The organism is Kaistia hirudinis, from assembly GCF_014196455.1.
Classification (GTDB): Bacteria; Pseudomonadota; Alphaproteobacteria; order Rhizobiales; family Kaistiaceae; genus Kaistia; species Kaistia hirudinis.
Window position 1 is genome coordinate 219,919 of sequence record NZ_JACIDS010000003.1, and the last position, 12,106, is coordinate 232,024.

Genomic DNA, 12,106 nt, shown 5'->3' on the forward strand with positions numbered 1-12,106 from the left:
CCGCCGCGGCCGTCGCGCATCCGGAAGATCCCGATCGCGGCCGGGTATCCGCGATCAGGGAACGTCTCAGGCCAGACTGCGCACCTGAGGTTCGCGGTCCCATTGCCGGGTCGCTGCTGCCGTGGCGAAGTCCTTGCCGGATTTCGTCACATCGAGGATCAGCTCGTCCGCAGTGACGCCGGCCTTGTCGAGCAGCGCGGCTGCCGCGGGAACATGGCCGATCGCCTTGAGATGCACGAAGGCGTCCTGCACGAAATCGACCGCCGCGCTGTCCTTTACGAGTTCGGCGCAGCCGCTCTCCGAGACGATCAGTGCGACCGCGTCGAAGAGGACCGAGGGCGAGCCCGCGAGCTGGCCATCGGCGGGCAGCAGCGCGCCATTTGCGAGCGTGACGCCGCCGATCCGGGGCGCGACGATCTTCACGGAACCGCCGGCCGATTCGACGGCGTGGCGGACCTCCTCGACAATGGCGCCGTCGGCACCATCGGTCACCAGGATCGCCACAGTCCTCCCCTTCAGCGAGGGCGGGTATTTGCCGATGATGCGCAGCGCCGGCGAGGGCGCCATATCCTGCGGCGGAGCGGCAGGTTCCGACGCCTCAGGGAGCTCGACATTCAGCCCCTTGGCGACCCGTGTCGCCAGATCCTCGTCGACATTGCGCAGATTGGCGATCATCCGCAGCCGCACCGCAGCGAGCGTCACCTTCGACAGTTCAAAGACGATGGCGCTGGCGATATGCGCCTGTTCGATCGCGGTCTGCGACCGATAGAACATCCGCGCCTGCGAATAATGATCGGCGAAGCTCTCCGGCCGCAGCCGCGTCTTGGGGCCGTCCAGCGCCAGCCCGAAGGTGCGGAAGCCGCCAGCCGGATCCTCGCGCGGTCCGCCGATCTCGCCCTCGCTCGCCAGGCTGTTGGGCTCGTAATTGGCGCGGCCGGTCGGAACCGCAGTCTGCATGTGGCCGTCGCGCTGGAAGTTCTGGAATGGGCAGCCCTTGGCCCGGTTGATCGGAAGCTGATGGAAATTCACGGTGCCGAGCCGCGAGAGCTGCGTGTCCTGATAGGAGAACAGCCTGCCCTGCAGCAGGGGATCTTCGGACACGTCGATGCCCGGCGGCATGTTGGTCGGCAGGAAGGCGACCTGTTCTGTCTCGGCGAAGAAATTGTCCGGGTTGCGGTCGAGCACCAGGCGCCCGATGAAGCGGATCGGGACCAGCTCTTCCGGGATCAGCTTGGTCGCATCGAGAATATCGAACGGCAGCGCGTCGGCCTCTTCGGCCGTCACGATCTGGACGCCGAATTCCCATTCGGGAAAATCGCCCGCCGCGATGGCCTCATACAGGTCGCGGCGATGATAGTCCGGATCGGCTCCGGCGATCTTCACCGCCTCGTCCCAGCAGGTCGATTGGAGGCCGAGCTTCGGCCGCCAGTGGAACTTGACGAAGACGGCCTCGTCGCGGTCGTTCAGCAGGCGGAACGTATTGACGCCGAAGCCTTCGATCATGCGCAGGGAGCGCGGAATGCCGCGATCCGACATCGCCCACATAACCATGTGGGTCGATTCCGGCATCAGGCCGATGAGATCCCAGAACGTGTCATGTGCGCTCGCCGCCTGCGGATAGCCGCGGTCGGCCTCCATCTTCACGGCGTGAATGAGATCGGGAAACTTGATCGCATCCTGGATGAAGAACACCGGGATGTCGTTGCCGACGAGGTCCCAATTGCCCTCCTTCGTATAGAACTTGACCGCGAAGCCGCGCACGTCCCGCGGCGTATCGACGGATCCGGCGCCGCCGGCGACGGTCGAAAAGCGGACGAAGACCTCCGTCTTTTCGCCGACCTCGGTGAGGATTTTGGCGCGTGTGAACCCGTCGAGCGACTGCGTCAGCTCGAAGAAGCCGTGCGCCGCCGATCCCCGCGCATGAACGATGCGCTCCGGGATCCGCTCGTGATCGAAATGCTGGATCTTCTCGCGGAGGATGAAATCCTCCAGGAGGCTCGGTCCGCGCGCGCCGCCCTTGAGCGAGTTCTGGTTGTCGCCGATGGGAACGCCGTGATTGGTCGTCAGCCGCCGCTCGGGCGCTGCCTCGGTCTGATGCAGTTCCCCGCCATTCCCGCGCAGCGCCGCTGCGTCCGGTCCCTCGCGCCCCGGTGCCTTGTCCTTGCGATCAGCCATGGTGAAACTCCCGGAGGTTCGATCTGGATCGCCGCATCCCGCGGCCAGGGAAGAGCCCGGCGAGGCAAGCCCGCGGGAAGCCGGCATGGAGCATCCGCCGTTCGCGTGGAACGACGGACGCACGCCCGATGTCAGGCAGCAGCTTCGTTCACGGAAGCCAGCGCGAGATCCGTCAGGAGACGATCGGTCTTCTCTTCCTCGTCGAGCGTCTCGCCGAGGAGCTTCGCGACGTCGTTGAGGCCGAGTTCGTTGGCCCAGGCCTGCAAGGCGCCATAGCGGGCGATCTCATAGTGCTCCACGGCCTGCGCCGCCGCCACGAGCCCGGCATCGAGGGCGCTGTTGCCCTTGAATTCCGCCGCGACCTCGTCGCCTTCCTTCAGAATGCCCTTGATCGCTTCGCACGGAACCGATTCCGCCTTGACGCCCAGAGACTTGAACACGGCGTCGAGCCGCTTCACCTGGCCTTCGGTCTGGGTGAGATGGGTTTCGAACGCGGCCTTGAGCTTGGGCGAGGTCGCGGCGGCAGCCATCTTGGGCAATGCCTTCAGGATGGCGTGCTCGGCGAAATAGACATCCTTGATCGTGTGCACGAGCAAAGCCTTCAGGTCTTTGTCAGCCATGGATTTCTTCCTTCAATGGGGGTCAGGGTCTATAGCGGCCGACATGTGTCGATGGCGCGCCCTCGTGCCAGTCAACCGGGTGGTCGGGGATTGGTTCCACCCCCAAGTGCGCGCCGGCTCATGAGCTACTTCATCAGACCGGCCTGCCGCAGCGCTGTCTCGATCACGGACCGGATCGGATCGGTGCTGGCGCCGGACGGTGTCGCCGGGCGCTGCGGCCGCGGTTCGAACCGCTCGGCGGCCGGCGGCATTTCCGTCGAATGCACGAACTCGCTCGCTTCGAGCGGGCGATCGTCATTGGCGCGCGCAACGGCCGTATCGGAAGCGGCCACGATGGACCAGGACCGGGCGATGTGCCGCGTCGAGGAAATCCCCTGATCCAGCATGAAGGGTCCGGCATGACCGAGCCCGTCGCCGCCCCTCGTCTGCAGCGGCGTGCCATGGCCCATGCCGCTGATGAGGTAGAGCTCCAGCCGATCGCCCCAGCGTCGCCGCATATGGCCATCCACCAAGCTCGTCTCGCTCGAATGAGCCGGCAAACCGTGCACGCCGCGCCACTGCTCCAGGATCGCATCGGCATTGGCGACGCTCACGGTCTGGTCGGCATTGCCATGCCAGACGGAGACCGTCGGCCACGGACCGGCATGATCTGAGGCGTCCAGCACCCGCTGCGCGAGCTCTGGGCCCGAAGGACCGCCATGACCGCGCATGCGGTCGAACGCCTCCGGCACGGTCGCCGCGACGTCATAGGGCAAACCGGCGATGATGGCGCCGCCGGCAAAGAGTTCGGGATAGGTCGCGAGCATCACCGATGTCATGGCGCCGCCAGCGGAGAGGCCGGTGATAAAGATCCGCTCCTCGTCGATGCCGTGATCTTCGACCATTCTCGCGATCATCTGCCGGATCGACAGCGCCTCGCCCGATCCGCGCCCCGTATCCGCCGGCTCGAACCAGTTGAAGCAGAGATTGGTGTTGTTGGACCGCGTCTGTTCGGGGAACAGCAGGGCGAAGCCCTGCGCGTCGGCCAGCGTCGACCAGCCGGAGCCATGGTCATAGGCGGCGGCGGACTGCGTGCAGCCATGCAGCACGACGACCAGCGGCGCATGACGTGGCAGCTGAGGCGGCACATAGGTCCGGGCGCGCAGGGCGCCGGGATTGGTTCCGAAACCGGTCAGATCGGCGAGGCGATCGACAATTCCCGGCGCTGCCGCCTGATGATGGACCGACCGCAAAGCGGAAAGCCGCGCGAGGGTGTCCGAGAGCTTCCGCATGACGTCTCCTTGTGCCAACGGCGGATGCGCCGATGCTGCCGGTTAAACGCATGGTCGCCCCTTTCGTTGCTGCAGTGCACAATGAGTCTTTCGCATCCGACGAGCGGTGTGGCGGAAACGAAGATTCTGCGATCATGCGGATCGAAATGCTGCGTTCGTCGTTGAGAAGCGTCGTCGTGCGCATGGCTCCCGCCGGACGCGCCTTGCCTGCAGGCTGAGATGTCAGATCCGCTCATCAAGTTTGAAGTCCCTGCCGCCGAAACGGTCCCTCTGGAACCGCCTGATCTCGCCGGGGAAAGGGGGCCGCTGACGTCGGATCTGAAGCTGCTCGTGCTGGTCTGCCTTCTCGTCATCGCAGTCCTGGTCGTCGCCTATCTGGCTGCCGACATCATTCTCCCGATCGTGCTGGCCCTCGTGCTGAAGCTCTTGCTGCAGCCGGGCATGCGGTTCCTCGAAAAGCTCCGCATCCCGCGCAGCCTCTCGGCGCTGCTGCTGATCATCTCGATCTTCGCCGTCATCGTGGCGGTGGGCGCCGCCATGTCGGGGCCCGCGGCGGCCTGGGCAGCCAAGCTGCCGGGTGGCATCGCCAAGCTCGAGGAGCGGCTTCGCTTTCTCAGCCGCCCGATCCAGACGCTGCAGACATTCCTACATCAATTCGATGGCGACGGCGCCGCGGTCGCCGCCGCGGGGCCGACCACGTCGGAACTGCTGCTCAAGGGAACGCAGCATTTCGCGAGCGGCTTCTTCGAGATGCTGCTGATCCTCTTCTTTCTGCTGATCTCGGGCGACACGTTCCTGCGCCGGATGGTCGAGATCGTCCCGAGCTTCCGCGACAAGCGCCGCGTGGTGGAGCTGTCGCAGCAGGTCGAGGAGAATGTCTCCGCCTATCTGGTCACCATCACGCTGATGAATGCCGGGGTTGGCGTCGCGACCGGCCTAGCCATGTGGGCCTGCGGGCTTGGCGATCCGATCCTCTGGGGCGGTGTCGCATTTCTTCTGAACTACGTGCCCATCATGGGCCCCTTCGCCGGCGTCGGTCTCTTCCTGCTGGCCGGGCTGTTGACGATGGATCAGCTCTGGCAGGCGCTCTTGCCCGCCGGACTCTATTTCCTGATCCACCTCATCGAAGGCGAAATGGTCACTCCGATCCTGCTGGCGCGGCGGTTCACCCTTAATCCCGTGCTGGTGATCATCTCCCTGATCTTCTGGTTCTGGATGTGGGGCGTCCCGGGCGCCATTCTGGCGGTCCCGATGCTCGCCATCACCAAGATCGTCTGCGACGGCATCAAGCCCCTCAACCCGCTCGGCCACTTCCTTGAGGGGTAGGCCCACGGACCAGCTACGACTAACCCCATTCGCGATCGATACTGGACGCGAGATCGGGTCGACGCCGGCGCTGTCCCCGCCGATAGCGGTGGCGCGACCGACTGAGCAGAGGGCGCTCGAACAGCGCTTCGTCAGCCCTGAAGCTTGTAGAGCCCGACGTCGATTGCGCCGGCGCGGAAGCCGCCTTCGCAATAGCTGAGATAATACGTCCAGAGCCGTCGGAAATTCGCGTCGAAGCCGAGCTTCTCCATCTGAGCTTCGGCGGCGACGAAGCGTTCGCGCCATGCGGCGAGGGTGTGGGCATAGCCCAGGCCGAAGCATTGGCGTTCGACCAGTTTGAGACCCGCGCGGCTGGCGTGATCGGTGATATGCGCCTTGGTCGGCAGCATGCCGCCGGGAAAGATGTGGCGCTGGATGAAGTCGGTGTGGCGCCGGTAGTGCTCGAAGCGGTCGTCGGCGATGGTGATCACCTGGAGCACGGCCGTGCCGCCTTCCCTGAGGCTGGCGCGGAGCCGCTCGAAATAGGTCGGCCAATAGGCTTCGCCCACGGCTTCCAGCATCTCGATCGAGACGACGCGATCGTAGCGCTCGTTGACGTCGCGATAATCCTGGAGGCGAAGATCGACGCGCTCCGCCAGTGCCGGCTCCGCGCCGATCATCGCCTGCGCATAGGCGAGCTGCTCTTTGGAGAGGGTGATCCCCGTCACGTCCAGACCGCGCCGGCCGAGCGAGGCGGCGAGCGCGCCCCAGCCGCAGCCGATCTCAAGCACGCGGTCCCCTTCCGTCGCATCCAGCATTGCGGCGATGCGCGCGAGCTTCTCCTGCTGCGCCGCCTCCAGCGTCATGGCGGGACGGGAATAGATGGCGGATGAATAGGACATGCTCTCGTCGAGCCAGGCGCGGTAGAAATCATTGCCGAGATCATAGTGGAAGGCGATGTTGCGCCGGCTGCCCGCCTTGGAGTTGGTTCTGAGCGCATGGCGCAGCCGATTCCACAGCCGGATCGGCGGCAGAGCAGCGATCCGCGCCGAGAGGGAAGGCAGGTTGCGCGCCGCGAGCTCGATGAAGGCGGGCAGGTCCGGACTCGACCAGTCGCCCGCGATATAGGCATCGGAGAACGCGACGCCGCCGCCCGTGGCGAGACGGCGCAGCGCGCGCCAGCGATGCAGGACCAGCGTCGCCTCGGGGCCCGGCGTCGTTCCGCGCGCCGTGATGCGCCGGCCCGTCGGCGTCACCACCGTCAGCGTGCCCGCCGTGATCCGCCTGGCGAGACCGGCGAGCATCCTCTCGCGCAGCCCGACGCGCGGTCCGCCCTTGTCGAGCGTGCCGGGGAAATCGTCGAGACCGTTGGCGTCGATATGCATGCGTTGGGGTCCTCAGGATCGGTGCGAGGGCGAGATGGTCACGGGCGTGGCCGGGGCGGCGGGGCGCGGTCGAAGGCCGATGCCCTTGATCCAGATCCGCAGCGCCTCCCAGTGAATGCCGGCCATCACCTTCAGCGTCAGGAACGGATAGGCGGCGAAGGCGCGGGCGAGCTGAACATCGTCGAGCGGACGCCGGGCCGCATGGTGGACGGCGCTCAGCACCGGTCCTTCGGCATCGCTGGCCAGGATCGAGACATGGACCTCCTCGCCGGGCGGGCGGATGCGGAACGCATAGGTCAGGTCCATGTCCATGAAAGGCGAGACGTAGAACTGCTTCTCGGCCCGTTGGCGCAGCGGATATGCGGCGCCGTCCGTCACCGGGATCAGGTAGCTGTGACGCTGGCCGAAGGTGTTGTTGACCTCGTAGAGCAGGGCGAGCAGCGAGCCGTCGCGGCGGTGGCAGAAATAGATGCTGATGGGGTTGAACGCGTAGCCGAGGAGGCGCGGCATGGCGAGCAGCCTGACCGGCCCGCCATCTGGCTCCAGCCCGGCCGAGACGAGCAGCCCTTCGACCTGCGCCTTGAGCGACCCGGCGCCGTATCCGCCATGGTCGCCGTCATGGAAGCTGAAGATGTTGAAGCGGTTGCGCGAGAAGAGACGCAGCCGCCGATCGAGCGCCTCCAGTTCGTCGAGGTCCAGCAGCAGCGAGAAGATGCGGTAGGCGAGGCGGTGGCGGCGCGGCTTGAGCCGCACATGCATCACCGAGCCGGCATAGAGCGCGGAGGCGGTTTCGGTCATCGGACCGGTTCCAGCGCCGCAGGCGCGATGCGGCCCTGCGGCAGGCCGATGCGACCGGATTCGTCGGCAACCCGCCAGGGCCGGCGCACGCCCCCCAGCGCTTCGGCGACGGCGAGCCCGGCCTGAAGACCGTCCTCATGGAAGCCGGCGCCGAAATAGGAGCCGCAGAACCACACGCCGCCATCCCCCTGCAGCGACCAGAGCCGCGCCTGCGCCGCCATGGCGCCCACATCGAACAGGGGGTGATCATAGCTGGTCAAATAGCTGATCGTGGCCGGATCGGGATCGATCGAGGGATTGAGCGTGACGAAGAGCTGCTGCTCGCCCGCGATATCCTGCAGCCGGTTCATCCAATAGGTCACGCAGAGCTGCGTGTCGGACCGACGGTCGGCCAGATAGTTCCACGCCGACCACGCCTTGCGCCGGCGCGGCATCAGGCGCGGATCCGAATGCAGAACCGCGTCGTTGCGGCTGTAGCGGAAGGCGCCGAGCACGTCGCGCTCCGCGCCGGTCGGCTGGTCCAGCATGGCGAGCGCCTGATCGGCATGCGTCGCGATCACGATCTGGTCGAAATAGCTTTCGCCGCCCGCCGCATCGACGATCGTCACGCCGACATGCTGGCGGCGCACGCCGCGCACCGTCCGACCGGTCTTGATCCTGCCGCCGAAATCCTCGCGGAGCCGCGCGACATAGCTCCGGCTGCCGCCGACGACCGTGCGCCAGACCGGCCGGTCGGTGAGCTGCAGCAGGCCGTGATTCTCGCAGAACCGCACGAAGGCGGCCGCCGGATAGGCGCCGACATCGGCGGCCGGCGTCGACCAGATCGCGGCCGCCATCGGATAGAGATGATCGTCGCGAAAGGCTTGGCCGTATTTGTTGGCATCCAGATAGTGATCGAGGCTCTCCAGGCCCATCTTGGGCAGGTCCCGCCGGGCGTGGCGATAGAACCGCAGCAGATCGGCCAGCATCGACGCGAAGCGGGGGGACGCCAGGTTCCGCGGCTGCGCGAACAGGCCGGAGAGCCCGGACCCCGAATATTCGAGCCGCCCGCCATCGAGCGACACGCCGAACGACATGTTGGATGCCTGCGTCGCGACGCCGAGATGCGCGAACAGGGCGGTGAGGTTGGGATAGGTCTTTTCGTTGTAGACGATGAAGCCGGTATCGACGGGCGTCTCGCCCACATCGACGGTGTTGGAGTGGCCGCCAAGTCGGTGTTCCGTCTCGAACAGCGTGACGTCATGGCGCCGGGACAGCAGCCAGGCCGCCGAGAGACCCGAGATGCCCGCACCGACCACGCCGATGCGCATGGGACGCTCTGGTCCGAAGTCCTGACGCATGTTCATCTGCGAGCGTTCCAGCCAATAGAGTGGAGAGGCGGTATCGGCTAATGTACGCAGCCGGCTCGGCCATGGATCACCCGACGGCGCGGTCTCGCCCGGTGCTTGATCGCCCCGCAATCGATCGCCCGGCTGACTGATCCGCCGACGCGGTCGGTGCGTAGAAGGGGCATGAATGCGCCGCTGGACCACATATCCTCAGGAGAGCCCATCCGGCTTCCGTCGTTTCGGCGGAGGCGGACGGTGACGCATGTGATGCAGGAGGGTGGACCACCCGATGGCGCGCAGCTGGCGCGCATGATCGTCCGCATCGCCGTCGAGCGCGACCGGCAGGCCTTTGCCGCGCTCTACAGCCATTTTGCGCCGCGCGTGACGGCATTCCTGCGCAAATCCGGCCTGCCGCCGAACATGGCCGAGGAGATCGCGCAGGACGTGATGTTGACGGTCTGGCGCAAGGCCGAGCAGTTCGACCCGGCTCGTGCCGGCGCCTCGACATGGATCTTCACGATCGCCCGCAATCTGCGGATCGATCATCTGCGGCGGGTTCGCGTCGCGACATCGGCCGAGCAGGTCGAGCCGGAGGAGATCGAGACCGCGCCCTCCGGGGAAGCGCTGATGCTGGCGAGCGAGCGCGAGTCGACCGTGCGTGCGGCGCTGGCGGCCCTTTCCGATGAGCAGGCGATGGTGCTGCGCCTCTCCTTCTTCGGCGACAAGCCGCATTCGGAGATCGCCCGCGAGCTCGGCCTGCCCCTCGGCACCGTCAAATCGCGTGTGCGCCTGGCCCTCGGCCGGCTGCGCGCGCTGCTGGAAGGCGAGACATGACCATTCGACACCACCCGACCGACGAATCGCTCATGCGCCTTGCTGCCGGCTCGCTGCCGGCGGGGCCTGCCATGGTCGTCGCGACGCATCTGGCCGGCTGCCCCCAGTGCCGCGAGCGGGTGGCCGAGTTCGAGGCGCTCGGCGGCATATTGCTGGAGGAGTCGGCGCCGGTCCCGATGGCGCCCGATGCCTTCGCCGCCGCCCTGCGCGCCATCGACGCCGAGGAAACCCGGGCTGCCGCGGGCAAGACCGCCCGCCCGGCGGCCAAGCCACGTGCCGGCCGCGCGCCCGCCACGCTGCCGGGCGGCATTCCGCTGCCCGAGCCGCTGCGCGATTGCGAAATCGGCCCGTGGCGCTGGATCGGCATCGGCGTGCGCGCCAGCGCCGTCAAGATGCCCGACGATCCGGAAGCGCGGCTGACGCTGCTGCGGGTCGGGCCGGGGCGCAAGCTCCCCGAGCACGGCCATTTCGGCACGGAATTCACGCAGATCCTCGTCGGTTCGTTCACGGACGAGTTCGGTCGCTACATGCCCGGCGACCTGACCGAGATGAACCACGATATCGAGCACCAGCCGATCGTCGACCCGGACGGCGAGTGCATCTGCCTCGCCGCGCTCGAAGGCGGCATGCGGATGACCGGTCCGTTCGGGCGCCTGATCCAGCCCTTCGTCCGTCTCTAGGCGCGCCATGCGCAAGGCTGGGCTCCTCGCGCTCGGCCTCCTGGCCGGCGCCGGCGTCGCGTTCTGGCTGGCGCCGGTCGCGACGCTGAACGCTCTGGCCCGGATCGAGAATGTCCGCGTCACCGCGGATCTCGCCTATGCGGATGGGCCGCGCCACGGCCTCGACGTCTATGCGCCGGCGGGCGGCGGCAAGGGCCGGCCGGTCGTCGTGTTCTTCTATGGCGGCGGCTGGGAGGATGGCGAACGTGCGCTCTATCGCTTCGTCGGTTCAGCCCTCGCAAGCCGGGGCTTCGTCACCATCATCCCCGACTATCGCGTCTATCCTGAGGTGCGCTTTCCCGATTTCCTTCAAGATGGCGCGCGCGCCGTCCGCTGGGCCCGCGATCACGCGGGTGAATATGGCGGCGACGAATCCCGTCTGTTTCTCGCCGGACATTCGGCCGGCGCGCATATCGCCGCGATGCTGGCACTGGACGGGCAATGGCTGAATGGAGAGGGCATGGACAGCCGGCGCGACATTGCCGGCCTGATCGGTCTGGCCGGCCCCTATGATTTTCTCCCCCTGCACAGCCGGACGCTCGAGGCGATCTTCGGGCCGGAGCAGACGCGAGCCCTCAGCCAGCCGATCAATTTCGTGGCGGGCGGCGAGCCTCCGGCCTTCCTCGCGACGGGTCTCAACGACACGACGGTCGATCCCGGCAATACGAGCCGCCTCGCGGCGCGCCTTGGCCGGCAGGGCGACGCGGTTACGACGCGGTTCTATCCGCGCGTCGACCACCGCACCCTGATCGGCGCGCTGTCGCCGCCGCTCCGCCTGTTCGCGCCGGTCCTGGACGATGTCGCGGCCTTCATCGACGCCACGCCGCCACGAGGGAGCGGGACATGAGCCTTCTCGTCCCGTTCGTCGGGCTTGCCGTCTTTCTCTCGCTCGCCATGACCGGAGCCTGGCTCGTCGCGGAGCGCAGCGGCAATCATGGCTGGGTCGATACGATCTGGTCGCTTTCGACCGGGGTGGCCGCCGTCGCCGCCGCGCTCTGGCCCATCGGCGCCGAAAGCTGGATCCCGCGACAAGTCCTGGTCGCCGGCCTCGCGGCGGCGTGGTCGCTCCGCCTCGGCCTGCATATCCTCAGGCGCACGCTGAAGGGCGGGGACGATCCGCGCTATGCGGCGCTCCGCCGCGAATGGGGATCATCGGCCCGCCGGCGCCTGTTCCAGTTTCTTCAGATCCAGGCGCTCGCGGGGCTCGTTCTGGCGCTTGGCGTCGCGGCCGCCGCGCATAACCCGGTCGCCACGTGGCGCATTGCCGATGGCGTCGCGGTCGCGCTGGCGATCATCGCGGTTCTGGGGGAGGGCATCGCCGATCGACAGCTCGCCTGCTTCCGCGCTGTCCCGGCCAATCGCGGCCGCATCTGCGATCAGGGCCTCTGGGGGATGAGCCGCCATCCCAATTATTTCTTCGAATGGCTCGGCTGGCTCGCCTATCCGCTCTTCGCCATCGATCTCGCCGGCGCCCATCCCTGGGGTTTCACCGCGCTGCTGGCCCCGCTTCTGATGTATGCGCTGCTGGTGCATGCCTCCGGCATTCCGCCGACCGAGGCCCACATGCTGCGCTCGCGCGGCGATGCGTTCCGGAACTATCAGCGACGCGTGAACGCGTTCTGGCCTGGACCCGCGCGTCGCTCCAATGGGCGAGCATAAGTCCGGCACACA

11 protein-coding genes are annotated in these 12,106 nt (G+C 67.1%); 5 read left to right on the forward strand and 6 right to left on the reverse strand.

What is annotated here, in order from left to right; translation table 11 throughout:
- Window positions 1–66 precede the first annotated feature (66 nt).
- From GGR25_RS11065 to GGR25_RS11075, 3 genes are all read right to left on the reverse strand, one after another.
- Window positions 67–2,175 (reverse strand): catalase, encoded by a 2,109-nt coding sequence (locus GGR25_RS11065; RefSeq protein WP_210299909.1) that lies wholly within the window; start codon window positions 2,173–2,175, stop codon window positions 67–69.
- Between the two features lie 131 nt (window positions 2,176–2,306).
- Window positions 2,307–2,795, reverse strand: coding sequence for a YciE/YciF ferroxidase family protein (locus tag GGR25_RS11070; RefSeq protein WP_183398856.1), 489 nt, complete (start codon window positions 2,793–2,795; stop codon window positions 2,307–2,309).
- Window positions 2,796–2,920: 125 nt separating this feature from the next.
- Window positions 2,921–4,066 (reverse strand): extracellular catalytic domain type 1 short-chain-length polyhydroxyalkanoate depolymerase, encoded by a 1,146-nt coding sequence (locus GGR25_RS11075; RefSeq protein WP_183398857.1) that lies wholly within the window; start codon window positions 4,064–4,066, stop codon window positions 2,921–2,923.
- A 219-nt stretch (window positions 4,067–4,285) separates the two neighbouring features.
- On the opposite strand from GGR25_RS11075, the gene GGR25_RS11080 reads away from it, so the two are divergent.
- Window positions 4,286–5,392, forward strand: coding sequence for an AI-2E family transporter (locus GGR25_RS11080; RefSeq protein WP_183398858.1), 1,107 nt, complete (start codon window positions 4,286–4,288; stop codon window positions 5,390–5,392).
- Between the two features lie 131 nt (window positions 5,393–5,523).
- On the opposite strand, the gene GGR25_RS11085 is transcribed toward GGR25_RS11080, so the two are convergent.
- Genes GGR25_RS11085 through GGR25_RS11095 form a run of 3 tightly spaced genes read right to left on the reverse strand, consistent with a single transcriptional unit; the run spans window position 5,524 to window position 8,900 of the window.
- Window positions 5,524–6,756 (reverse strand): SAM-dependent methyltransferase, encoded by a 1,233-nt coding sequence (locus GGR25_RS11085; RefSeq protein ID WP_183398859.1) that lies wholly within the window; start codon window positions 6,754–6,756, stop codon window positions 5,524–5,526.
- 12 nt (window positions 6,757–6,768) lie between these two features.
- Complete coding sequence (locus tag GGR25_RS11090) at window positions 6,769–7,554, reverse strand: DUF1365 domain-containing protein (protein WP_183398860.1); 786 nt, start codon at window positions 7,552–7,554, stop codon at window positions 6,769–6,771.
- Window positions 7,551–8,900, reverse strand: coding sequence for an NAD(P)/FAD-dependent oxidoreductase (locus tag GGR25_RS11095; protein WP_183398861.1), 1,350 nt, complete (start codon window positions 8,898–8,900; stop codon window positions 7,551–7,553). The genes GGR25_RS11090 and GGR25_RS11095 overlap by 4 nt, the downstream gene beginning before the upstream one ends.
- 237 nt (window positions 8,901–9,137) lie before the next feature.
- Here GGR25_RS11095 and GGR25_RS11100 point away from each other — a divergent pair, with 237 nt between their 5' ends.
- The 4 genes from GGR25_RS11100 to GGR25_RS11115 are packed head-to-tail and all read left to right on the forward strand — an operon-like array spanning window position 9,138 to window position 12,094.
- Window positions 9,138–9,716 carry a sigma-70 family RNA polymerase sigma factor gene (locus GGR25_RS11100; protein WP_343068028.1) on the forward strand — a complete coding sequence of 193 codons (579 nt, stop codon included), beginning with the start codon at window positions 9,138–9,140 and terminating at the stop codon, window positions 9,714–9,716.
- Window positions 9,713–10,396, forward strand: a complete 684-nt coding sequence (locus GGR25_RS11105) for a ChrR family anti-sigma-E factor (protein ID WP_183398862.1) — start codon at window positions 9,713–9,715, stop codon at window positions 10,394–10,396. The genes GGR25_RS11100 and GGR25_RS11105 overlap by 4 nt, the downstream gene beginning before the upstream one ends.
- Window positions 10,397–10,403: 7 nt before the next feature.
- Window positions 10,404–11,282, forward strand: a complete 879-nt coding sequence (locus tag GGR25_RS11110) for an alpha/beta hydrolase (protein ID WP_183398863.1) — start codon at window positions 10,404–10,406, stop codon at window positions 11,280–11,282.
- Complete coding sequence (locus tag GGR25_RS11115) at window positions 11,279–12,094, forward strand: DUF1295 domain-containing protein (protein ID WP_183398864.1); 816 nt, start codon at window positions 11,279–11,281, stop codon at window positions 12,092–12,094. Before GGR25_RS11110 ends, GGR25_RS11115 begins: the two co-directional genes overlap by 4 nt.
- Window positions 12,095–12,106: the final 12 nt, after the last annotated feature.

Bases quoted from the DNA above. Each gene is read 5' to 3' on its own strand.
- GGR25_RS11070 (WP_183398856.1), bottom strand. From the start codon at position 2,795: ATGGCTGACAAAGACCTGAAGGCTTTGCTCGTGCACACGATCAAGGAT.
- GGR25_RS11085 (WP_183398859.1), bottom strand. From the start codon at position 6,756: ATGCATATCGACGCCAACGGTCTCGACGATTTCCCCGGCACGCTCGAC.
- GGR25_RS11075 (WP_183398857.1), bottom strand. From the start codon at position 4,066: ATGCGGAAGCTCTCGGACACCCTCGCGCGGCTTTCCGCTTTGCGGTCG.
- GGR25_RS11080 (WP_183398858.1), top strand. From the start codon at position 4,286: ATGTCAGATCCGCTCATCAAGTTTGAAGTCCCTGCCGCCGAAACGGTC.
- GGR25_RS11065 (WP_210299909.1), bottom strand. From the start codon at position 2,175: ATGGCTGATCGCAAGGACAAGGCACCGGGGCGCGAGGGACCGGACGCA.
- GGR25_RS11090 (WP_183398860.1), bottom strand. From the start codon at position 7,554: ATGACCGAAACCGCCTCCGCGCTCTATGCCGGCTCGGTGATGCATGTG.
- GGR25_RS11095 (WP_183398861.1), bottom strand. From the start codon at position 8,900: ATGAACATGCGTCAGGACTTCGGACCAGAGCGTCCCATGCGCATCGGC.
- GGR25_RS11115 (WP_183398864.1), top strand. From the start codon at position 11,279: ATGAGCCTTCTCGTCCCGTTCGTCGGGCTTGCCGTCTTTCTCTCGCTC.
- GGR25_RS11110 (WP_183398863.1), top strand. From the start codon at position 10,404: ATGCGCAAGGCTGGGCTCCTCGCGCTCGGCCTCCTGGCCGGCGCCGGC.
- GGR25_RS11105 (WP_183398862.1), top strand. From the start codon at position 9,713: ATGACCATTCGACACCACCCGACCGACGAATCGCTCATGCGCCTTGCT.